Source organism: Moraxella canis (assembly GCF_002014965.1).
GTDB classification, from domain to species: domain Bacteria; phylum Pseudomonadota; class Gammaproteobacteria; order Pseudomonadales; family Moraxellaceae; genus Moraxella; species Moraxella canis.
Window position 1 is genome coordinate 57,392 of record NZ_MUXT01000009.1, and the last position, 23,785, is coordinate 81,176.

The 23,785-nt window shown below is 45.4% G+C and carries 20 protein-coding genes and 2 tRNA genes; 10 read left to right on the forward strand and 12 right to left on the reverse strand.

Features of this window, described 5'->3' with window-relative positions:
- Window positions 1-9 precede the first annotated feature (9 nt).
- On the forward strand, window positions 10-573 hold the full coding sequence (locus B0180_RS08350; protein WP_078256519.1) for a YggT family protein: 564 nt from the start codon (window positions 10-12) through the stop codon (window positions 571-573).
- Between the two features lie 61 nt (window positions 574-634).
- Here the strand turns inward: B0180_RS08350 and B0180_RS08355 are convergent, their stop codons facing one another.
- Complete coding sequence (locus B0180_RS08355; protein WP_078256520.1) at window positions 635-1,420, reverse strand: hydroxymethylpyrimidine/phosphomethylpyrimidine kinase; 786 nt, start codon at window positions 1,418-1,420, stop codon at window positions 635-637.
- Window positions 1,421-1,656: 236 nt separating this feature from the next.
- Between B0180_RS08355 and B0180_RS08360 the strand changes: the two genes are divergently transcribed.
- The 3 genes from B0180_RS08360 to B0180_RS08370 all read left to right on the forward strand — a co-directional run bounded on the left by B0180_RS08360 (window position 1,657) and on the right by B0180_RS08370 (window position 2,704).
- Window positions 1,657-1,748: transfer RNA gene (locus B0180_RS08360), tRNA-Ser, on the forward strand.
- 127 nt (window positions 1,749-1,875) lie between these two features.
- Window positions 1,876-1,952: transfer RNA gene (locus B0180_RS08365), tRNA-Arg, on the forward strand.
- A gap of 179 nt (window positions 1,953-2,131) precedes the next feature.
- A complete protein-coding gene (locus tag B0180_RS08370; RefSeq protein WP_233424963.1) occupies window positions 2,132-2,704 on the forward strand; it encodes an RDD family protein in 573 nt (190 codons plus the stop codon).
- A 36-nt stretch (window positions 2,705-2,740) separates the two neighbouring features.
- On the opposite strand, the gene hemN is transcribed toward B0180_RS08370, so the two are convergent.
- The 4 genes from hemN to B0180_RS08390 form a co-directional block, all read right to left on the reverse strand.
- Complete coding sequence (gene hemN, locus B0180_RS08375; RefSeq protein WP_078256522.1) at window positions 2,741-4,150, reverse strand: oxygen-independent coproporphyrinogen III oxidase; 1,410 nt, start codon at window positions 4,148-4,150, stop codon at window positions 2,741-2,743.
- 186 nt (window positions 4,151-4,336) lie between these two features.
- A complete protein-coding gene (locus B0180_RS08380; RefSeq protein WP_078256523.1) occupies window positions 4,337-5,344 on the reverse strand; it encodes a calcium/sodium antiporter in 1,008 nt (335 codons plus the stop codon).
- A 37-nt stretch (window positions 5,345-5,381) separates the two neighbouring features.
- Entirely contained in the window at window positions 5,382-5,963 is a 582-nt protein-coding gene (pth, locus tag B0180_RS08385) for an aminoacyl-tRNA hydrolase (protein WP_078256524.1), read from the reverse strand.
- A gap of 98 nt (window positions 5,964-6,061) precedes the next feature.
- On the reverse strand, window positions 6,062-6,718 hold the full coding sequence (locus B0180_RS08390; protein WP_078256525.1) for a 50S ribosomal protein L25/general stress protein Ctc: 657 nt from the start codon (window positions 6,716-6,718) through the stop codon (window positions 6,062-6,064).
- 476 nt (window positions 6,719-7,194) lie between these two features.
- Here B0180_RS08390 and putP point away from each other — a divergent pair, with 476 nt between their 5' ends.
- The 4 genes from putP to rpsU all read left to right on the forward strand — a co-directional run bounded on the left by putP (window position 7,195) and on the right by rpsU (window position 16,175).
- Entirely contained in the window at window positions 7,195-8,691 is a 1,497-nt protein-coding gene (putP, locus tag B0180_RS08395) for a sodium/proline symporter PutP (RefSeq protein WP_078256526.1), read from the forward strand.
- Between the two features lie 439 nt (window positions 8,692-9,130).
- A complete protein-coding gene (locus B0180_RS08400) occupies window positions 9,131-14,761 on the forward strand; it encodes a YadA-like family protein (RefSeq protein WP_078256527.1) in 5,631 nt (1,876 codons plus the stop codon).
- A gap of 81 nt (window positions 14,762-14,842) precedes the next feature.
- Entirely contained in the window at window positions 14,843-15,730 is an 888-nt protein-coding gene (locus tag B0180_RS08405) for an OmpA family protein (RefSeq protein WP_078256528.1), read from the forward strand.
- A 229-nt stretch (window positions 15,731-15,959) separates the two neighbouring features.
- On the forward strand, window positions 15,960-16,175 hold the full coding sequence (rpsU, locus tag B0180_RS08410) for a 30S ribosomal protein S21 (RefSeq protein WP_003657016.1): 216 nt from the start codon (window positions 15,960-15,962) through the stop codon (window positions 16,173-16,175).
- Between the two features lie 150 nt (window positions 16,176-16,325).
- On the opposite strand, the gene minE is transcribed toward rpsU, so the two are convergent.
- The 5 genes from minE to B0180_RS08435 form a co-directional block, all read right to left on the reverse strand.
- Window positions 16,326-16,607, reverse strand: a complete 282-nt coding sequence (minE, locus tag B0180_RS08415; protein ID WP_205276597.1) for a cell division topological specificity factor MinE — start codon at window positions 16,605-16,607, stop codon at window positions 16,326-16,328.
- Entirely contained in the window at window positions 16,604-17,419 is an 816-nt protein-coding gene (gene minD / locus B0180_RS08420; protein ID WP_078256529.1) for a septum site-determining protein MinD, read from the reverse strand. Before minD ends, minE begins: the two co-directional genes overlap by 4 nt.
- Window positions 17,420-17,574: 155 nt before the next feature.
- A complete protein-coding gene (gene minC, locus B0180_RS08425; protein WP_078256530.1) occupies window positions 17,575-18,369 on the reverse strand; it encodes a septum site-determining protein MinC in 795 nt (264 codons plus the stop codon).
- 76 nt (window positions 18,370-18,445) lie between these two features.
- On the reverse strand, window positions 18,446-19,552 hold the full coding sequence (locus B0180_RS08430) for a hypothetical protein (protein WP_208609398.1): 1,107 nt from the start codon (window positions 19,550-19,552) through the stop codon (window positions 18,446-18,448).
- A gap of 194 nt (window positions 19,553-19,746) precedes the next feature.
- Window positions 19,747-20,703, reverse strand: coding sequence for an acyltransferase (locus B0180_RS08435; protein ID WP_078256531.1), 957 nt, complete (start codon window positions 20,701-20,703; stop codon window positions 19,747-19,749).
- A gap of 476 nt (window positions 20,704-21,179) precedes the next feature.
- Between B0180_RS08435 and B0180_RS08445 the strand changes: the two genes are divergently transcribed.
- On the forward strand, window positions 21,180-21,854 hold the full coding sequence (locus B0180_RS08445; protein WP_078256533.1) for a YiaD family glycine zipper/OmpA-like lipoprotein: 675 nt from the start codon (window positions 21,180-21,182) through the stop codon (window positions 21,852-21,854).
- A 93-nt stretch (window positions 21,855-21,947) separates the two neighbouring features.
- On the opposite strand, the gene B0180_RS08450 is transcribed toward B0180_RS08445, so the two are convergent.
- The gene (locus B0180_RS08450; protein ID WP_078256534.1) at window positions 21,948-22,202 is read right to left on the reverse strand and encodes a hypothetical protein; all 255 of its coding nucleotides are present in this window, start codon (window positions 22,200-22,202) and stop codon (window positions 21,948-21,950) included.
- A 283-nt stretch (window positions 22,203-22,485) separates the two neighbouring features.
- Here B0180_RS08450 and B0180_RS08455 point away from each other — a divergent pair, with 283 nt between their 5' ends.
- Entirely contained in the window at window positions 22,486-23,001 is a 516-nt protein-coding gene (locus tag B0180_RS08455) for a c-type cytochrome (RefSeq protein WP_078256535.1), read from the forward strand.
- A gap of 334 nt (window positions 23,002-23,335) precedes the next feature.
- Here B0180_RS08455 and B0180_RS10395 read toward each other — a convergent pair whose 3' ends face one another.
- The gene (locus B0180_RS10395) at window positions 23,336-23,527 is read right to left on the reverse strand and encodes a Mor transcription activator family protein (protein ID WP_078256536.1); all 192 of its coding nucleotides are present in this window, start codon (window positions 23,525-23,527) and stop codon (window positions 23,336-23,338) included.
- Window positions 23,528-23,785: the final 258 nt, after the last annotated feature.

Genomic DNA, 23,785 nt, shown 5'->3' on the forward strand with positions numbered 1-23,785 from the left:
ATATCATTTATGAATTCATTGTCTTTTGTTTTGACAAACATGCTCATCAACTTTGCTTTGATGCTCTTGTTTGTGCGCTTTATGATTCAGCTGGCACAGATTGATGGCAGTGAGCCTTTGGCGCGTGCAACCTATCGCTTAACTGGCGTGGTTGATATTTTTACTCGTATTTTCCCAAACATGGGTGATGGGCGTATCAGTTTGGCAGCGGTGGTTTTGATGCTGCTGCTATATCTGATTAATATCGCCGCTAATAATGCCATTTTAGGCGTCTCAATGACTGGCATAGAGCTGTTTTTTGTCGGCTCTTTGAGCGCCATTATGAAGTTTTTACAATTGGTGCGTTATACGATGATCGCATCGGCGGTCTGTAGTTTATTGGTCGTTTTTTTAAATATCAATAACAGCATAATGTTCGTGCTGATGCAACTGTCTGAGCCGATCGTGGCGCCATTTCGTCGCTTCGTACCAAATCTTGGTATGATTGATTTATCATTTTTGGCGGCGCTATTTAGTTTGCTTTTGTTAGAAAATTTTATTGGCATCATTGGCAGGCACATTTGGGGCGGCTAAGCCATGATCAATCGGGACAAATATGTGTCCCGATTTTTTTATCCATTGAATTTTCGATCACTTAAATAAAGCGATTTGGAATCAGCTGTGCCTCTGGGTCTGAGTGCGGTCTGTCAGCATGACTCAGTGCCTGATGAATCCACGCATCGGCGGCAGTGATGGCGCTGATGAGATCGTCACCCATTGCCAAGCGTCCAGCGATATGGCTTGCCAGCGAGCAGCCAGAGCCATGAAACTCACCTGCCAATCTTGGCACAATACTGGTATGGGCGATCTGCTCATCAATATATAAAAACTGCTCAATATCACCTGAGTGAAAGTCATGCGAAGTTTTGACAAGCACAGCCTTTGCTCCGCGGCGATTGAGCGATTTGGCGGCGTCGTGTAGATCTTGGCATCCACTTAGGGCACGAATTTCGTGCGTATTTGGCGTAATCAAAGCGGCGTATGGTAAAAGTTTATCAAACGCTTTTGCCAAAGTCTTGGGATCTCCCAAAGCCCCTCCGGCATTTGCCACCAAAACTGGATCAAGCACATAAGGGGTCTCAGTCGCGATCGCGCCACTTTCAAACAAGTGTGCCAATGCGTGAATATTATCCACCGTGCCCATCATGCCAGATTTGATGGCGCGTACCGGCAAATCATCCAAGACTGCCTTGGCTTGAGCGGCGAGCAGCGCGCTATCCACAGCCTCAAACCCAAAAACCTTTTGTGAGCTTTGAACAGTTAAAGCAGTGCAAGCCACAGCGGCATACGCGCCTGAGGCGCCGATTGACTCAATGTCAGCTTGAATGCCAGCACCGCCCGAAGGATCCAACCCTGAAAAACATAACACCGTCGGTCTCATTGAATGGATTTGCATGGCTTATCTCCCAGTATCACAATCATTCATTGAGTATGGTAGCAAATTTTTGATAAATCGGGCGAATTTTCTCAGGCTTTAGCAAAAATCGCAAAATTTTTTCATATTTTTATTAAAACCGCTTGCAATCGTTGGTAATTTTGATATAATTATCGCCCACAACGACAGGCGAAATCATCACAGATGACCAAGTAAATTAGCAATTTACCTAGCCTAAGTTCGGTGAAGTGGGTGAGTGGCTGAAACCAGTTCCCTGCTAAGGAACCATACCTAATTACGGGTATCGAGGGTTCGAATCCCTCCTTCACCGCCATTTATTTTCTTAGTCGGCTTTAAGTTCAATGCTTAGAAAATAAATTAAAAAAGTGCTTGACATACAAAATAATCACTGTATAATAGCCGCCACAACGAATGATGTTACACAATATCTAAGTTGATCCGCACCCGTAGCTCAGTTGGATAGAGCACTTGGCTACGAACTAAGGGGTCGGGAGTTCGAATCTCTCCGGGTGCGCCATATTATGAAAATCACCGAATTTATGATTCGGTGATTTTTTTGTGGGCTATTTGAGTATCTTAGTATGGCATGCAATTTATGCATCCAAATTCAAATCATGATACAATAGCCCAACTTTTCTTTTTGACACACCAGCCATGCCAAACACCTCTCATTCAGCGCCTGCTTCTTCATCACAGATGCCCACCGTCGCCAAGCCTGCGGTGCGCTTGGCTGCGATCGTTTATGATGGCATGTTGATTTTGGCGATGCTGTTTTTGGTGGGTGCGGCACTCGCTGTGTTGGGTACGGTGCTGTTTTTGGATGTGGGCACCACTTCCCAAGAAGCCGAAACATTGCCGATTTGGTATCAAAATGCGGTGATGACACCTGCTTTTGTGCTGACCTTGGTGGGATTTTATGGGATTTTTTGGCGCAAATCAGGTCAGACGCTGGGTATGCAGACATGGCGCCTAAAAACAGTCAATGATCAAGGCGGGCTGCTAACATGGCGCCAAAGCTTTGTGCGTATCATCAGTGCCTGTCTTTTGCCCGCACTATGTGCGGTGATCGGAGCGCTATTACATGGCTCAAAACTTGCCATTTTGGTGGCGGCAGTGCTTGGATTTTTATTTAATTTTTTATTTTGTCTGTTTAATCGCCGTGGACTTGCGGTGCATGATATGCTGTCAAACACCATCACCTTAAAGGTGCCAAAAATTGCCCATGAGTCGCTTTGGCAAACGCTTAAGCGCCGTAAAAATAAGGCGTGATATATATTCACGCCTTATTTGAGCTGATGATTTTGGTTAAATCACTTTAGAAAAACGGTTGGCATGTTTTTTGCCCAAATATTCATCAAATACCATCGCAATACTGCGCCCCAAAATTCGACCCTTGGGCAAGATGGTTATGCCATCATCATCAATCTGAACCAAGCCATCTTTTGCCATATCCTGTAAGCTCATGATTTCATTAGCAAAATACTCTTTTGGGTCAATGCCAAATTTTTGGTGCAAATCTTGAAAACTCATATAATCATGGCACAATAAATTCATGATCACATGGCGGCGTAGTGCGTCTTTGGCATCGCTTTGGATGTGCTTGACGGCAGGCAGTGCGCCCGACCTGATCGCATCTTGATAGTCGGCGAGCGCGGTGGGATTTTGTAAAATATGCTTGCCAATCTGACTGATGGCGCTCACCCCAAACCCCAATAAATCACACTCGCCCAAAATGGCATAACCTTGAAAATTACGGTGCAGCTTACCCTGGCGCTGCGCCACTGCCATCGCATCGTCTGGCTTGGCAAAGTGATCGATGCCGATGTATTGATAGCCTGCCTGACCAAGTGCCGTAATGATATTGCCAAACATGGCTAACTTATCAGCAGGGCTTGGCAAGTCTGCTTCACGGATCCGCTTTTGGGCTAAAAACCGATCGGGCAAATGCGCATAATTGAACACCGACAGGCGATCAGGCGACAATTTGATGATCTCTTGGATGGTCAAATCCATACTCTTAGGTGTCTGATGGGGCAGTCCATAAATCAAATCAATGTTGGTGGACACAAAGCCGAGCGCCTGTGCTTCTTGCATGACACTTTGGATCAGCTCAAGTGGCTGCACACGATTGACGGCGATTTGCACTTTTTGATCCAAATCCTGCACCCCAAAGCTGAGCCGATTAAATCCCAAATCTTTTAGCAATTTTAGGGTCGTTGGTCGCAGCTCGCGCGGATCGATCTCAATAGAAAAATCACCGTCATCAGCAAATATAAATTCTTCCTGTAAAAACTGCCAAAGCGCTGATAGCTCATCGTCGCTCAAAAAGGTCGGCGTACCCCCACCAAGATGCAGCTGCTTGACCACAGACTGACCACGCAGCAAAGATTTTTTGTGGCGAATCTCAGCAAATAAATAGGTCAAATAATCGCCAGCGTCACTGTTTTTTTTGGTGATGATTTTATTGCAGCCGCAGTAGTAGCACAGATGATGACAAAAAGGAATGTGAATGTATAACGACAGCGGCACGCTAGGATCGCGCTTTGCCAAAATGCTGGCTTCAACGCCTGACTCAATCGGCGCAAATTCTAAAGCGGTGGGATAGGAGGTATAGCGCGGACCTTGGCGGTTGTATTTTTGGATCAAAGCTTCGTCATAGCGGATGCCGTCAAAATGCTTGGCGGTACGATGCGCATAAGGGTTTGGCGTGGTCATAATTATCCATGGGATGTTTATAAGAGTAACTCGTATTATAACAAAATCCGCAAAGTTTTTCGGGGATTTTGGTGGAGAGCATCATGGATTGGCAGACTGATTTGTATGAGATGGATGGTGAGCCATTTTGCTTGATCAATAAGGTAGCTGATCAGAACAGATGTGCTGCCATCTTTGCCAATCATATTAAGCCATAACACTCATCGCAAGCCAAGCACTATAGCCAATAAAGCAGCTGATAAACATGAGCCCAACGCCGCGCCCAATTTGACCGTCTCGCTTGAGTGCCAACGCACAAAGCGCAAATAGCAGTAAAGTCACGCCGCTCATTACCACCGCATCACGGCTGAGCATTGCAGGCTCAACCTGCATTGGCATGATGATCGCCGCCACACCAACGACCCCTAGGGTATTAAATAGGTTTGAGCCAAGCACATTACCCAAAGCCATCTCAAACTCTCCGCGTCTGGCTGCGATCACTGATGACACAAGCTCAGGTAAACTGGTGCCAATGGCGACAATGGTCAAGCCGATGATCAAATCAGATAAGCCCCATAGCTTAGCAAGCTCAACTGCACCCCAGACGATGAGCCGTGAGCTGAGCACCAAGACAATCAAGCCAATGATCAGCTTGGCAAGAGATTTTGGGGTGCTGACGGTATTTGGGTCGGGCAGCTCATCTTCGGCAAGTTCATAGGCGTGTTCATCACTGGCAAGAATGGCGCTCTCTGAAGCAGCAGCGGCATGACGCTTAGCATAGATGATTTGCATGGCGATATTGGCTGCCAATATTAACAATAAGACCAGTGCATCAATTCGGCTCAAATGACCATCGATCATCAATCCTAAAGTGATGATGGTGGCGCTAATCAGCCACACAAAGTCTGTTTTAAGCACTTGTTTTTGGATGACGATGGGGGCAATCAAAGCGGTCACGCCCAGCACCAATAAAATATTGGCGATATTTGACCCAAAGGCATTACCCAAAGCAAGACCTGGGCTGCCAGCAAAGGCAGACAATGCCGAAACCACAATCTCGGGCGCTGAAGTACCCACTCCGATGATGAGCGCACCGATGAGCATTTTTGGCATATGATATTTGGTTGCGATAGCGACCGCACCATCAATAAAAACGTCAGCGCTATAAATTAAGATAACCAGTCCTACAATGACCGCTAAGATAGATAACAGCATAATACAATCTTTTGATAAAAACTAAAGTCAGTACAGATCAGTTGGGAAGCTTAAAGCCGTTGATCTGATTGCGCGCACGCTCCAGATCGCCAGACACAATCTCACCAAGTGACGACACAGCGCAATCGATGGCAGCATCAATGCTGATGCGCTCATCGGTAGGGGGTTTACCAAGCACATAGCCGCTCACCTGCGATGAATGAGCAGGGCGACCGATACCGATGCGCAAGCGATGAAACTGAGCGCCAATGTGCGGCACGATGTCTTTTAAGCCATTGTGCCCACCATGACCGCCGCCAGTTTTAAGCTTAATACTGCCTGCAGGGATATCCAGCTCATCATGAGCGATCAAAATGCTGCCTGTATCTATGCCATAAAACTTGGCAAAAGGTACCACGGACTGCCCCGAGCGATTCATAAAGGTTTCGGGTAGTAGCAATCTAACCTCTTGTCCGTGGATTAGTCCTCGTCCGACTCGACCATGAAATTTCTTATCAAAAGCCAAGCTGATGCCAAATTTATCGGCAAGCTGTTCAACAAACCAAAACCCTGCGTTATGCCGAGTGTGTTGATATTGTGCGCCCGGATTGCCAAGTCCGACAATGAGTTTGATGGTCATAGTCAATCGACTCCTGCTTTTTTGATCAATTTGGATGTTCTCATAAATAAAAAACCAGTAAGCAAGTTACTGGTTTTTTGAACGCTTAAGCAATCAGATTACTCTTCGCTTGCTTCTTCTGGAGCCGCTTCTGCTTCGCTTGCTTCTTCTGCTGGTGTTTCGTCAGCAGTTTCAACCACAGCAGGCGCTTGCATGGTTACGATGGTGCGATTTAGGTCAGCTTCATCATGCATCACCAAAGTCACTTCGCTTGGCAGTTTGACATCACTTAGATGGATTGACTCACCGATTGCAAGATTGGCAACATCGATTTCGATGGCTTCTGGCAAGTTGCGTGGCAAGCAGTTGATTTCGATGTCGTTGACTAGCGTGGTTAGGATACCGCCAGCTTTTTTGCCTACTGAAGTTTCTTCGTTAACAACATGTACAGGGACATTGAAGTTCATGGTTTGACCGCGAACGATGCGTTGAAAGTCAACATGTAGCGGGAAGCCTTTTGATGGATGACGCTGAAGCGCTTTGATGATCACTTCGTGCTCAGCACCGTCTAAGTTGATGGCGATAACGCTAGAGAAGAAGGCTTCATTAGACAAGGCTTTAACGATTTCGTTAGTTTTTACACAAATCGCGACAGGCTCATCATTACCACCATAGATGATGGCTGGAACTAGATTTTCTTTACGCAGGCGGCGGCTCGCACCTTTGCCCTGCTGCGCTTCGGCGCGCGCGACACCATTCAGAGTAAATTGGCTCATGAAAGATCCTTTTGGATAAGTAAATATTAGACGAGCTTGCGACCAGCTCGCCGAGAGATGCCCAACTGGGCGTTTGGCATCACTGCTCAGCGATATATCGATGCGCTTGCAGTGAAGTCAAAATTAGCCCAATATTATACCCAAAAATTCCAAATTCACCAAGCTTTTTTAAGGGCTTTTTAAGCATAAATCATAAAATTTTTTGCCAAATTGCTCAGGCGATGGGCATTCATTACCATTTGATGAATAAGTTTGAGTGGTGTTATGAATTTTCAAAGAGTCGGTTGGGCGGTTTAATTAAAATAAAATGAATAAAATATTGATGATAGGTTGCCAAAACATAAGCATTTGTTATTTTTATGTTATAATGTGGATGTACATACACATTGTGTATGCATTTATTGATATTTGGAACACATACATTTTACCAAAGACTGATACCATGCTTTGTGCTGGTTATCAAAAGGAGTTTGACCATGCAATCTGTAGAAACAGGCGTATGGATTTCGCTGGCGATCTATTTTATTTTGATGATTGCTATCGGTATTTATGCTTATTTTAAACAAAGAAATGATATCGAAGGCTATATGCTCGGCGGGCGCAACTTAAGCCCTGCGGTGGCGGCGCTATCGGCTGGGGCATCTGATATGTCGGGCTGGCTTTTGCTGGGTTTGCCGGGATATATGTACGCTTCGGGCGTGGTGAGTATCTGGATTGCGCTGGGCTTGACGATCGGTGCGTGTGCCAACTATCTGATCGTCGCGCCGCGTTTGCGCGTCTATACCGAGCTTGCTGATAATGCGATCACTTTACCGGATTATTTTGCCAATCGTTTTCATGATAAATCGCACCTTTTGCGGATCATGTCGGCAGTTGTGATCATTTTATTTTTTACGGTCTATACGGCGGCAAGCTTGGTGGCTGGCGGTAAGCTGTTTGAAAGCTCACTAAATCTACCATACAGCTTGGGTCTGTGGGTGACGGCGGGCGTGGTTGTGGCGTATACGCTGTTTGGCGGCTTTTTGGCGGTGTCTTTGACCGACTTCGTTCAAGGGGTCATCATGTTGATCGCGATGCTGCTTGTGCCGGTGGTCGCCTTTAGTGAGATTGGCGGTGTGTCTGAGGCGATGACGATCGCAGCACAAGCCAATACCGAGGTCTTCAACTGGATGAATGGCGTCACTGTCATGGGTGTGATCTCCTTGATGGCATGGGGCTTTGGCTATTTTGGGCAGCCGCACATCATCGTGCGTTTTATGGCGATTCGCTCGGTCAAAGATGTGCCTGTGGCGACGGTCATTGGCATGGGCTGGATGATTCTAAGCTTGATCGGTGCTTTGATGGTGGGTCTCGCGGGTATTGCTTATGTCGCGCGTACAGGCATCGAGCTCAAAGACCCTGAAACCATCTTTTTGGTGTTCTCACAAGTGCTGTTCCATCCGCTGATTTCAGGCTTTTTGTTGGCAGCGATTTTGGCGGCGATCATGAGTACCATCTCAAGTCAGCTGCTGGTGGTCTCAAGCTCATTGACACGCGATATCTATAAGCTATTTTTGGACAAAGAAGCTTCAGAGGCGCGCCAAGTCCTTATCGGTCGCATCTCGGTGGTGCTGGTCGCTGTGGTCGCCATCTTGATAGCAGGCGACAGCAACAGCTCAGTGCTAAACTTGGTATCACATGCGTGGGCGGGCTTCGGTGCAGCGTTTGGTCCTTTGGTGATCTTGAGCCTGATGTGGAAGCGTATGAACCGAAATGGCGCTTTGGCAGGCATGATCGTGGGCGCCTTGACGGTGATTATATGGGTGTATGGCGGTTTTGAGATTGGTGGTCAGCCAGCCAATGACGCGATTTACTCCATTTTGCCGGGATTTGCGCTCAGTTTTATTACCACGATTGTGGTCAGCTTGATGACAGCACCGCCACCGCCTTATATTGTCCAAAAGTTTGAGGACATGGAAAAAGGCTTAAAATAACCTGTGTAAGATTTTATTATTAAAAACTGCTTGATAATCAAGCGGTTTTTTATTTTCTCTGAATCGGCTGTTGCACAGACATTGAGATGACAAATGGTTCGTATTATTTTTTATTATGTTAAAATAAATAAAATAAATCATGGTCACAAGTCAGAATAACCACAATCATATTAAGGGTTTGAAAATTTCAAGAGGCTAATGAAACAAATTAATGTATAATTACAAAAATTACACAGTTAAATGTAAATTGTAAGAATGAAAGGGTGGTAAGATTTCTTAAAAGTATTATAATATGCTAAATAATCCCCCTGTTTTTAGCACACCTGACAAATTATCATTTTCTTTTTAGTTTTCAAATTATGACAGCTGCTATTATTGTGTCGCTGTCATAGACTGCATTACAGCCAATCCAGCTGAATTGAATTAGGATATTAAGACTATGAACAAACTCTACCGCGTCATTTATAACCGCTCTACCCAAACTTTCCAAGCTGTCTGCGAATATGCTCGCGCACAAGGCAAAGGCAGTCAAACCGCTGTCGGCAGCGAAGGCTCATCTGATCACATCGAATCAGTGCAGGGTGCGTATGGACTGCTAAAATTCAGCTTAATCATGTCAGGTATCATACTGTCAAGCCATGCTGTGGCGGCTACTGGTAATCAGCATCCCATCACGAATAAAAACGCGAATTACTGTTATTATGATACAAACACCAAATCTGTCGTGTGTGGTGATACTACTACCCAAACTCAAGGTCAAAATACTATCGCCATCGGCACTGGTGCCAAAGCCACTACAGACAATGCCATCGCCATCGGTACTGGTGCTAGCGCCACTTCAACCCATGCCATCGCCATCGGTACTGGTGCTAGCGCCACTTCAACCCATGCCATCGCCATCGGCAATAAAGCCACAACCTCCTATGCTGGCACGGTCGTGATCGGTGATGGGGCTACGGTTAATAGACCAGGACCTGGTCATTGGGCTATGGATAATAGCGTGGTGATTGGTCGCAATGCCACAGTCTTCACCGGAAAGGGTTCTACAGGTAATGGAGCGGATGGCCCTGCGATGGGCGGTGCCACTGCAGTCGGTCATGATGCCGAAACTTCCTACAGCGGTTCGGTGGCGTTGGGTGCTGCCAAAGCCAAAGCGATTAATAGCATCGCCATTGGTGCACAGAGTGGGAGACACCCTACGGAGCCTGGCCATCCATATGGATTTTTTGGAGCTACCACAGAAGCCGATGGGTCTTTGGCACTTGGTAATGGCGCTCATGTCAAAACCAGTGCCAGTATCGGCGCTCAGGCCCTCGGGCGCGGTGCCATCGCTCAAGGTAGGGGTGCCCAAAGCTATGGTCAAAATGCGCAGGTGTACGGCAACTCATCTATCGCCATTGGCGGTGCTAGCGATCCTAGTACTGGGGGAGTTATCCCGCGTGGTGGTGCAGCTCAGGTGGGTGCCGAGAAAAACATGGCTAATAACGCCATCGCCATCGGCATCTCAGAAGTCGGTGGCGGTGCACATTACTCTGTCTCTGTCGGATCGCATAATACCATATCTGGCACCCTCTCCTCTGTCATGGGTAATAATAACCATGTCACTAGTGCGAACACCTATGTCTTAGGTAGTGGCATTAATACAACAGGTACGGGCAATCAACTCACTCGCTTGGGTAATACCGTTGCCAATTCAGTGTATTTGGGTGATGATAGTACTGTTACCGCAGGTCGGGGCAGTGTTAATGACCAAGGTCAAGGCACCTTATTTAATGCCATAAAAGACAGCAATCAAGTCGGAGCCACCACCACGGCAGGTGCAACAGGGGTGGTCAATAATGCCACTGTCAATGGTCAGGTGTATGGCAACTTTGCAGGTGCGACAGCGGTAGGCGGCGTGTCTGTGGGGGCGTCAGGCTCTGAGCGCCGTATTCAAAACGTCGCTGCTGGTGAAATTTCATCAACTTCTACTGATGCCATCAATGGCAGTCAGCTGTATGCAACCAATGCCAAACTGGGCAATGTCGCTAACACTGTGGTGAATAACTTCGGAGGTAATGCTGATTTGAATCCAGATGGCAGTATTGCATACACTAATATCGGCAATACTGGCAAAGACACCATTCACGATGCCATCCAAGCAGCCACTACAGTTGTGAAAGCAGGCACGAATGTTGTTGTTGATAAAGCAACCAACGGTGAGACAGGTCAAACAGAATATACCGTCAATGCATGGGATACGACGGTATCGGCAGCTCCAGACAGTGTTGTAAGGGTGACACCGACCATTGATGATAACAATCGTACTCGTGCGTATGAAGTAACAGTAAATACTGATAGCAATACCATCAAAGTAGAAAATGGTCAGCTAACGGCTAATACCACCTCGCTGAATAATGTGAATGGTGCAGTTGATACACCTGCCAATACTGATGCACTGGCAACCGCAGGTGACATTGCCACAGCGATTAACAAATCAGGCTTTAACATCGTCGGTGCTGGTAATAATGCGGGTGATGCTTTTGCCAACGAGCTGATCAACCCAGGCGATACGGTGACTTTACAAGCAGGTAAAAACCTGACTGTGGCTCAAACCAATGGGCAGTTTGTCTTTGCAACAGCCAATGAGGTTGAGTTTGACCAAGTTGCGGTTGGTCCTTTGGTGATCAATAAAGACACAGGCATCAATGCAGGCAACACAGTCATCTCTAACGTTGCCGCAGGCAAAGAAGGCACAGATGCGGTGAACTTCAGTCAGTTGACCAAAGCACAAAATGCCGCGACCACCAAGGTGGCAGGCGACCAAGGTGTGCGCATTGAAAACACTAAGAATGACGATGGCTCAACCACCTATACCATCGCTGCTAAGACGGATAATGTCACCACCACTGTCAATGAGGCTGGCAACATTGCCGCCATCACCAGCGCCATCACCACCAATGACGATGGTGTGGCAGAAGCCGCAAATGGCGACGCCTTGGTGACTGCACAAACTGTCAGCACTGCCATCAATCAATCTGGCTTTAAGTTGGCAGCTGGGGGTGTTGAGGGCAGTGAGCTGATCCGTGCTGGTGAGACAGCCACCTTCAACGCAGGTGATAACCTGACGGTCAGCCGTGAGGGTGGTACCATCACCTATCAAACCAAAAAAGACGTCACCTTCAATAACGTTCAGCTGGGTGATAACGGTCCTACCATCAGCAGCAATGCCGGCAACCTCACCTTGGCAAACACCGAAGGCACTCCTGTGAAGATCACTGGTCTTGCTGAGGGTACGGATGCCAATGATGCGGTGAACTTCAGTCAGTTGACCAAAGCACAAAATGCCGCGACCACCAAGGTGGCAGGCGACCAAGGTGTGCGCATTGAAAACACTAAGAATGACGATGGCTCAACCACCTATACCATCGCTGCTAAGACGGATAATGTCACCACCACTGTCAATGAGGCTGGCAACATTGCCGCCATCACCAGCGCCATCACCACCAATGACGATGGTGTAGCGAATGCAACCACTCCGGCATCTTTGGCAACCGCAGGTGACATTGCCACAGCGATTAACAAATCAGGCTTTAACATCGTCGGTGCTGGTAATAATGCGGGTGATGCTTTTGCCAACGAGCTGATCAACCCAGGCGATACGGTGACTTTACAAGCAGGTAAAAACCTGACTGTGGCTCAAACCAATGGGCAGTTTGTCTTTGCAACAGCCAATGAGGTTGAGTTTGACCAAGTTGCGGTTGGTCCTTTGGTGATCAATAAAGACACAGGCATCAATGCAGGCAACACAGTCATCTCTAACGTTGCCGCAGGCAAAGAAGGCACAGATGCGGTGAACGTCAGTCAGCTGAGCAAAGCACAAGCTGCGGCGACCACCAAGGTAGAAGCTGGCAGCAATATTGTAGTCAAGACTCACAAGAATGCTGATGGCAGTACAAAATACACAGTTTCAACTGCTGACAATCTTACCGTGGATAGCATTACAGCTGGTGATACTGTCATGAATAAAGACGGCGTCAAAGTGGGTGATAAGGTCGCTTTAACTAATACCGGTCTGAAAGTCGGTGATGTATCAGTGTCTAGCACAGGTATTAATGCTGGCGGCAACAAGGTTACTGGCGTTGCTAAGGGCGATATTACACAAAATAGTACTGATGCGGTTAATGGTAGTCAGCTTTACGCAGTTCAGCAAGTAGCTAATGCTGCCAAAACGGAGATTAAAGCAGGTGAAAACATTACCGTTCATAGCTCAACAGGTCAAAATAATCAAACTATTTATACCGTTAATGCTAAAGATACTTCTGCAAGCGTTACTGCTGGATCGGATGCTGTTACGGTGACCAAGTCTGCTTCTGCTAGAGTTGGTACTGCTGATGTCACTGATTATAAAGTCGACCTATCTCAAGCGACCAAAAACGACATTGCCAAAGGGGTTGAAGCCAAAAATATCGTAGATAATAAAGGCTTAACCTTCAATGGTGATAGTGGTACTACTGGTATTAAGAAGCTTGGTGATAGTGTAGCGATTAAGGGTGATGATAATATTACCACGAAGGCAGATGCTAACGGTCTACAAGTGACATTAAATAAAGAGGTTGCAGTTGATACTGTCACTACCGGCAATACGGTAATCGGTAGCTCTGGTATCACCATTAAATCACCAACCCAAGATAATCCAAACAACACGGTTGCACTGACTCAATCGGGTCTAAACAATGGTGGTCAACGCATCACGAACGTTGCCCCAGGAGTGGATGCAACTGATGCGGTCAATGTCAATCAACTCAATGAAATTAAAAAAATTGTTACAGGTGGTAATGCTGGCACAAACATAACCACTCAGCAAGCTATCACAGGCACTGCACCCCCAGGTATTGTCATTACTACTGTTACAAACCCTGATGGCTCAACCACTACCACCACAGAAACCAACCAAACCGTTGTGGTGTCAACAGATAAAGGGGGTAAAGATTACTATCTCACCACCTATAATGTTGAGGGGCAAAATACCTACGTTACCAATGATGTCATCCAAGCGATTGGTAAGATGAACGAGCAAGGCATTAAGTTCTTCCATACAAATGATGGCGAGGTAAAACCTGCTATTCAAGGAAGTAATAATGTGGATTCTAGTGCATCAGGTAAATTTGCCACAGCGGTGGGCTATCAAACTGTTGCTGATGGCGATAATGCAGTGGCAATGGGTAACACTTATGTGTCTGATAAAAAGATAGAAGGGGCACAAGTTACCAAAATTGTAGATGGTAACGGCAAGAAACGATATGCCCAAGTTACCAAAGCAACGGGTAATAATGCGATCGCCCTTGGAACAGGTTCGCAGGCATTGGCGGAAAACACAATCGCTATTGGTACAGGTAATGTGGTTACTGGTAAAAACTCAGGTGCCATCGGCGATCCAAGTATCGTAACTGGCAATAATAGCTACTCTTTGGGCAACAACAACACCGTTATCGCACATGATGCCTTTGTAGTTGGTAATGAAGTCAAGCAAACTTTGGCAAATTCGGTTGTTTTAGGTAGTCAATCTGCAGCTGTTGAAGTGAATACCGCTACCAAAAAACAAGGCACTTATACTTATGCGGGGATTAACGATGCTAATGTATCAGGTGTTGAAGACGTTGTGGGTGTGGTGAGTGTTGGTGCAGAAGGTCAAACTCGCCAAATTCAAAACGTGGCGGCAGGTGTTGTTTCTGCCAATAGTACAGATGCAATCAATGGCAGTCAGTTATATGACACTCATCAAGCCATCGGTCAGCTTGCCAACCAAACAGTGAGCTTGGGCAATCAGCTAAACAACCGCATTAATGATGTGGCAGATGATGCCAATGCAGGTGTGTCATCAGCGATGGCAATGGCGGCCTTACCACAAGCCTATATCCCAGGTAAGTCGATGCTCACAGGCGGTATCGCAAGTTATAATGGCGAAGGCGCTGTGGCTGTTGGTCTATCTAAGCTGTCTGATAATGGTCGCTGGGTGCTTAAGGTCTCTGGTACTGCCGATACTCAAGGTAATGCTGGTGGCGCAGTGGGCGCAGGCTTCCATTTCTAAGAGCTTATTATGTCAGATCCTGTGTGATACTGGGTCTGACATTTTGTCAAATTTCATTCATTGAGTGATTTAGGATATATTATGAAAAATGTAACTATTGGCGTAGCGGCATTAGCTGTATTAGCACTGACAGGGTGTATGGGTACAAAGCAGGTAAGCCAAAATATCTCAAATCAGGGTACCATCGCAGCCGAAGATATTTATTTTCCAGCGCTTGATAAAGCATGGCAAAAAGATGGTCAGTTTCCCAATCGCGAGAATTTGTCTAAAATTCGTCCAGGTATCGCCAAGGACGAGCTGTATCAGCTCATTGGTCGTCCGCATTTTAGCGAAGCGAACCGTGCTAGAGAATGGGACTATATTTTAAAGTTTTATCAAGCTGATGACAGTGTTAAAGTATGTCAGTATAAAGTTATTTTTGATGAAAGCTTCCGTGGTCAAGAATTTTATTGGCTACCAGCCGACTGTGCTCAATATGCGCGTATGCCGACAGCAGGCGGTACTGTGATTGTTAATCAAACAGCGCCTGGAGCGCCGATCTTTAGTGAGCGGATCAATTTGTCAGCGGATGCGCTATTTAAGTTTGATAAGTATGAGCAAAAAGACATGCTGCCCGCAGGTCGTGCGCGCCTTGATGAGTTGGCAGTTCAGCTGATCGAATGGGAGCAGCGCGGAGATAGCCGCGTACACTTGGTTGGTCATACCGATCGACTGGGGTCTGACGACTATAATATGACATTGTCTCAAAGACGCGCCGAGACTGTGCGCCGTTATTTGATTGAACGTGGTGTTAATGCTGCGACCTTGACGGCTGCGGGAGCGGGTAAGCTTCAGCCATTGTCTGAAGTTCAGTGCAGCAATACTTTACCGCGCCCACAGCTGATTGAGTGCTTGCAGCCCAATCGCCGAGTTGAGGTGAATGTGACTGTTTATGCGCGCACAGCAGAGGGCGCTGAACAAATTCAGTAAACCTAATACACTAATAAAAACAAGGCTTTTGCTAATTAAGCCTTGTTTTTTTATGAATATTCAAGTATAATTTGCGCTGTTTTGTCTGCCTTGACAAGACAGACCATGTCACCAAAGGTGCATGGATTTATTTTTCCGATCTGAGCTGATGCCCGCCCCAAGACAGCGGCGCTATATATCGAATAATACAGCCAGATTGATGCCACCCGTCTTGAATATGGAGTAACCTATGCCTTCAGTAAAGGTAAAAGAGAACGAACCAGTTGATATCGCGATCCGTCGTTTTAAGCGTGCTTGTGAAAAAGCAGGCGTTCTAGCAGACGTCCGTAAAAAAGAATTCTTTGAGAAACCAACTCAAGAGCGTAAGCGTAAAAAAGCAGCTGCTGTTAAACGCTACAAGAAAAAAGTTTATCGTGAGCAAGTGCGTCATCAGCGTAAGTACTAATTATTGTACCGCTTGACCCGTAAGCTATAAAGATTAAAACCCTAGAAAATTCTAGGGTTTTTATTTGAGCGTTAAGCAAATCAAAGTAATTCATCTTAAGTCATATAAAAAAACGCAAAGTGCTGGGCTTTGCGTTTTTATTTATTCAGATTACTTCCGATCAGGTAAACTGATATTCATCTCAAGCACATCTAAGTTATCTTCGTGACGGTGATTGATATTCAGATCATCGATATTGACGCCATTAACATATTTATTAACGACAGCTAAGATTTCACGCTTCATCTGCTCGATGCGATCGGCGGTCAAGCGGTTGTTTAGGCGATCGTGGCTAGCGACAATGACTTTTAGGCGATCTTTGGCGATATCAGCACTGTTTGAGCTGCCTTGATTGCCAAATAGGGTGCTCCAAAATCCTTTTTTCATCATCAACCCCCAAACAATCGTTCAAAGAAGCCTTTTTTCTTCACTTCTAAATGGCGCAGCGGTACATCTTCACCCAAGAAACGAGAAACGATGTCTTCATAGCATTGACCCGCAGCTGAATCAGTAAAATGAATAACTGGCTGACCTTGGTTTGAAGCTTCCAAGACGGCATTGCTTTCTGGAATGATGCCAATGAGTGGCACGCGCAAAATTTCATCGGCGATGGTGTGATAGTCCATCATCTCGCCTTCAGCGGCGCGCTGCGGATTGTAGCGTGTGATCACCAAATGCTCGCGTACGCTGCCACCTTCTTCGACTTTTTTGGTGCGACTTTGAAGAATGCCGATGATACGATCCGAATCTCGCACAGAAGAGACTTCAGGATTTGTGACAATCAAAGCTTCATCAGCATGATACATGGCAAGCTGTGCACCACGCTCAATACCCGCAGGGCTATCACAGATAATGAAATCAAAATTCATGTCATCTGCCAGTTCTTTCATGACTTTAGCGACGCCTTCATCGGTCAGGGCGTCTTTGTCGCGCGTTTGCGATGCAGGCAAAATGTATAGATTTTCAAATTGTTTGTCTTTAACCAAAGCTTGTGCAAGTTTGGCGTTACCACTGATCACATCGACAAAGTCATAAACGATGCGATTTTCACAACCCATGATCAAATCAAGATTACGCAAGCCGACATCAAAATCAATGATCACTGTTTTAAAGCCACGCTTGGCAAGACCTGCGCCAAATGATGCGCTGGTTGTGGTTTTGCCGACACCACCTTTACCTGAAGTTACTACAACAATTTTTGCCACAATGGCACTCCTTAAAATAAGATAAAGCAAATAGCGATGATAAAATCAGCGCACAAAATTTGCCCAAATATAACATATTCTTAGCATAGCATATTTGGAAATGTTCATCAATTCATGAGTGATCATTTAGATAAAATTATCCAAAAAATCCGTATTTATAATTGATTGAGCAGGGTGAATACCAATCCTTTTTCTTCATCATAAGTAACCTGTACCGCCTGATCGATCATCTCGCTTGGGATAGCATCTCTTAGGCAATACGTGCCTGCGACCGACACCAAAGATGGGTTAAATTTTTGGCAAAAAATACGCGCATCTTTATCGCCTGTTGCACCAGCGACAAGCCGACCCAAGCCGCGCCCATAAATGTGTAAGCTATTGTCCGTGATCGCTTCTGCACCGTCATTGACGCCGCCAATCACCGTCAAATCACCGCCTAAGTGTTGTAAGCTTTGACCTGAACGCAGCATGTGCGTATGAATGCCACTGACCAGTGAGCGCTGATTGTCTTGCGCGGTTGAAAGGGTAGATCCTTGCTGAGTGCTTGCAGCGGCAGCTGAGATCGGCTGGTCTGCGCCATGGTCGGGTGCTGATACTGCGCTGCTTTGATCAAGGTCGGTTTTGGGGCTTGATTTGTCTTCGGTATTTGGCAGTCGCTCAATGCGTTTACCATCAGCAGGAAAGATCGCCAAACGCAAATCGCGCGCTTGATCATCCAAAGGACCGCTTACCACACCAATGGGCTGCACATCCATCAGCCAAAGCATGTCAATCAATGCGTCAAGCTCAAGATCTACCGTGCTATCAATCACAATCGGTAAGCCGCTGGCAATGGGATTGTCACTGAGTACTTGCATCAACTCCTTTCGAATCTCAGTCAAATCATCGGTATGGACTTTTAAGCGGCTAAATGTCAGCATCTTGCCAAATAAAGTGACAGCTTGAGTCATAAAATTGCGCCTTGATTGATGGGTGAATTGCTTGCCATTGTAGCACTTTTTGAATGACGAAAAAAGTGCACGAGCTTTAAATGGGCAGCTGCTGCTTATGCTTCCATTGCTGGGTCTTGACCTGATCTTCAAAGGAGTTTAGCACCTCATCGACAATCTCTGCGATCAAGGTTTGGACTTCAGGGCGAGAAGTATCGACTTGAGCCACGCCATGCGCCACCGATGACATCAGATAATCCAAAGTGCGGTCATCAAACAAATGCTGATTGATGGCAGTGGTGACATTCTCACCGATCTGTCTGCCGATAGTGTGGATTTGCGACTCTATCATACCGCCTGCGATGGGGATGAGTTTGAGATATTTACGAAGCTCAGGTGTGTCGTTGAGCGCTTTTTCTACCGCCTGCCCGATATCAATGGCAAGCTTTTCGCCCTGACTTGACAAAAGTGCCGACTGCAGTCTCGGCGTCAGCTCATGACGCAATAAGGTTAATAAGGCAAGCTCAATTTGTGCACGATTGCGCTCAATGGTTTGGTGGACGACTTTACCACCGCCAGAGCCATCGCGAGCGATTTGGGCGCGAAAATTATCAATGGCTGTTAAAATCACTCGATCAGACAGCTCCTCAAGCAAAATATGATAATAAAATTTGGCAGAGCCTACCCAGCGTCTGGGAATTACCTGAATGCCTAATCGATGCAGCCTACGAATGATGACCGCCGCACGCAGCAGCCGCAGCGCACGCAAATCTGGGAATACGCCCAAAACTTCATACCAATGCACAAACGGAAAGAAAAACCAGCGATAATAAGTTTTTTGATAAATTGCAAGTCCCCACCGTATCAGCAAATCGGTTGCCCAAAACAGCGTAAAAAATCCCCCAATGGCTGAGACTGTCAAATGATGATTGGTTTGATAGTCTGCCAAAGATGCTGAAAGATTTAGCCAATTTGCCACGCTTATCGCAAAACCACCCATCAAGATGCTATCAATGCTGATGAGCATCAAGTCAATCAGCAACAGCATCAGCATCACAATATCATAACCAAGCTTAAGGCGGCTTGGCGGTCGATCCTCTTGTTTTTGCGTGCCATAAAATGGGATGACATCTTCTGGCAAGTCCGCTTGTTGTGGGGCGCCAAATGCTTCAAATTCTTTGGGGGTGTTTGGGTGTGGTTTCATGGCTTTACCTAATCAATCGCATGGGCTGGCAGAAGGATGATGGGTGTATTTTATCCAAACTAAAGCCAAAAACCAACCAAAACACACGCCGTTTAAATTTTAATCTAGCATTTAAGTAGCCAATTGCATTTAATTCAAAGCCATAAACTAAGTCCATCAAGATATGTTTTGATGGACTTGGATTTGCGGCTTGATTAAGATTGATGAAATTCCGCCAATCGCTCGGCAATTTTTTGATCTTTGGCTTGCCAAATCTCATCAAGCCACGCATAAAGCGCTTGCTTGACTGATTCATCGGTATCATATTCGCCATTTTTAAGAGCCGAGAGTAGCGCCTCATCTGGGCTGACAAATTCAATATCCACTGACAGCCGAGACAGCTTACCTGACCAAAGATCGCTATATTCGGGTGCGCCGTCAGGATAGACCAAGGTCATGTCCAAAATGCCATCAATCTGACTGCCAAGGCTGGATAATGCCAGTGCAAAGCCGCCCGCTTTGGGCTTTAAAAGATGCTCATAAGGGGAATTTTGCTGGGCGTGCTTAGCGGCGGTGAAACGCGTTCCTTCCAAATAATTGAGCAAGACAAAAGGTTTGTCTTTCAAGGATTGGCAGGCGCGCAAAGCTTCATCCAAATCACGGCGCGCCAAATCAGGATTTTTGGCGATTTGTGCTTTGGTGTGGCGCTTCATCATGGGAAAGTCCAAGAAATAAAAGGTTTGACCCACGATCGGGATATAAATCAGCTCATGCTTGGCAAAAAAACGAGTAATCGGCAGCACGCCTTCGCTGACATATTGGATGATACTGGTATCCACCCATGAGCGATGATTGCAAATCAAGAGATATCTGCCGTTGGGATCAAGATTACTAGGTAAGTGAATGCGCCAATCTTTGGCAGGCAGTACCTTATCAATGAGCAAGTTATTGGTGTGAATCCAATGATTGGCGATCCCAATGACTGTTTTATCCGCAGTTTTTGAGCCAGTCAGCATTTTTGCCAGCCCTGCCCCAAGCACAGGGGCGCCGAGTGCTAAACTGTTAGCGGCGATGGTGCCTGTGCTCGTCACCAATGATAGCTTTTGGGCAAGCTTTGGCTGCTTGGCATGAAGTTTTTCAAAAAAAGGCAGGGTTTTGCGTGACTTTGACATGGTTCACCTAACTCATCGCGATATTTATTACAAAATATGTCATTTTAATTCAAATGACAGAAGTTTTGTACACAGTTGTACATTAATTGGCATAGTTTACCAAAAACTGCTCAAAATAGGCAAAAAATTCGCTCATTTTGATGTTTTATTTGTATTTGACACCAAAAAATGCATTGAGATTGTAACAATTCATATCAAGATGGATAAATATGATAAAAATTGCTCGCTGTTGGCCGCAATTTTGGATCAATTTTAGGGGATTGGCGTGCATTTGCGGTAATTTTAAGTGAATTTAAGCAGGCTTGATCACTATCAAAGCTCAATCAATAATAAAAAGCGCACATCCAGCCTACATTAGTCATACAATCAAGCAAGAAATTAGGTTCATAATGAGCTTAAGCAAGCAAAGCTTATGTGAAAACATATTAATTTTACTTACATGAAACAAGTCTAAGAGTAGGCGCAAGGAGTTCTCAATGAAAATGAAGGCATTAGGTATTACGGTATTGGCATCTAGCATGGCATTGGCAGGCTGTGCGAATACGGGTACTGCAGGCGGTGCTAATGGCACTGGGCCTGGCGGCGTGAATAAAGCCGTGATTGGCGCCGTGGCAGGTGCTCTGGGCGGCGCCGCTATCTCAAAAGCGACAGGCGGTGAAAAAACCGGTCGTGACGCTGCTATCGGTGCAGCGGTCGGTGCAGCGGCAGGTGCCTATATGGAGCGCCAAGCTAAGCAAATTGAGCAGCAAATGGAAGGCACAGGTGTGACTGTTACTCATGACACTAATACTGGTAACATCAATTTGACCATGCCTGGTAACATTACCTTTGCTCATGATGATGCAACGCTTAATGGTGCGTTTTTGGGCAGCTTGAATCAGTTGGCAAACACGATGAAGCAGTACAATCAGACGACCATCGTAGTTGCAGGTCATACTGATTCGACTGGTCAGGCAGCTTATAACCAAGCTTTATCTGAGCGCCGCGCTGCATCTGTGCGTAACTACTTGGTCAGCCAAGGCGTGGCTGCTCATCGTATCCAAACCGTGGGTTATGGTATGCGTCAGCCAGTTGCCTCAAATGCGACTGACGCTGGACGCGCCCAAAACCGCCGTGTTGAATTGACCATTTTAACACCACAAAATATGTAAAATTTTTAGATACTAACAAAACCGCCGAAATATTTTTGGCGGTTTTTTATCGTATATTCACAAAGAGAATGTCTTGATGAATAGAGCCTTTAATTATTGCATTGATGGGTTAGGCATTTCACCTTTTGGGTATTGAGCATTTTTAGCCTGAATTTTTTGCATTTCAACCAAAGCCGCATCTGCTTTAGTCTGCGCATCATAATTAGGACCTTCACCAATGGGATATTGCGTGGTTTCTATCTGAGAGAAGTTACTGTCTTTGTTCATCATCTTATCAGCGGTAGCGGTGACGGCATTGCAGCCCGATAACAAAATCATAGCAGCGATAGAAAGGACAGCGATTTTCATAAAACCTCCATGGCGCTTGTTTGAGTGACTTGAATAATCAACGAAATCTATTTTATTAAAGGTAAATAAAGCTAGATTTGCATTATGATAGAGCAAAAGGGATTGTTGGGGTAGAGTTATTTTGTTATTAAAGTATTTTATTAATTGAATATTTTTTTTATCAGATTTTAAGGAGTTATGATATTATTATCATAATAAATTTGATATCAATAAGTCTGAATGTGTGTTATTGAGATTTTTAAAAAAAATTGGTTTATAAAATTTCATTTCTAAGGGAGGAAGTATGACAGCAAAATCTTTTAAGTCAGCACGATTTATTTTGCCCATGTGCTTGGGTCTTTGGCTAACTGCCTGCGGCAGCGATGATGCACCAAAAACCTCACCACCTGCTGCCAATGATCAAAGCGTATCAACAGCAACATCTGAGACTGATGCTACCCAGTCAGATAGTGCCAATACCATGACAAAAACGGAATCGGATATCCAAAGTGAGACCACCGAGTCAGCATTGCCGACTGATGCGGCTCAAGATAATCCGGTGGTGACAGAGGCGTCTACTGAGGTAGGCAAGGCTCGCTATGAAAAATCTTGCAAGGTGTGCCACGATGCAGGCTTGCTTGATGCGCCTAAATTAACTGCAAAAGCCGAATGGCAAAAGCGTTTAAGTGATAAGGGGCTTGAGACGCTGCAAATCCATTCTGCCAAAGGATTTAATAAAATGCCGGCGCAAGCTGTGGGAGAAGTGACAGAAGCTGAAGTGTATGCGGCGGTCAGATATATCCTTGATCAAGCTCAATAAACGCCAATAAAAAAGCGCATCTATCAATGATGCGCTTTTTAATATGGTCGGAATGATAGGAATAAAACAATTTTTATAACTCATTGAAAATAAATGATTAAAATAAGATACCAAATAGCCGATACCAACAATGATACCAACAAATTAAAAAGTCACCCCTAAAAATCGCCATTTTTTCCCCTTTTTTACCTTTTCTTGATACTGCCCAAAACTTTTAATTTCGCGGTCGTAAAAATTTTTTTAAGGAGGCGGTGCTACAAGGCAATCTTTCTGAACTTTTTACCCACCCCATGCGCTCAGCTCACCACATCCCAAAGTAACCAACCTTATCCCATCATTTGCCTTGCTTAATGATTTGATAAATTGCTTGGCAAGATAAATTATATTCCTGTGATAGCTGATGGATATTACCATCAGTGTAACACTCTCTGATTTGCTTGCTTTGCTTTGTTATGGCTGACTGGTCTGTCTTTGGGATATACCAAAGCAAGCCCCCACAGGTGCGCTTAAATTCACTGATGACGATTAAGGTATATCAAGTTATAGAAAGGTCATAGAAAAGTCATAGGATGGTTATAAGGTTGTTTTATTCTCTTACAATACTGCTCCGAAAAGTCGTAAGCTGTCGTATTTCCTAATTATTATATATGACTGTAGTTGTATATACATATATGTATTTAAATATCAGCAAACAAATCTATACATTATTATATATGACTGTAGTTGTATATACATATATGTATTTAAATATGAGTAAATCTATCTTTTTACCAATCGAAATTTA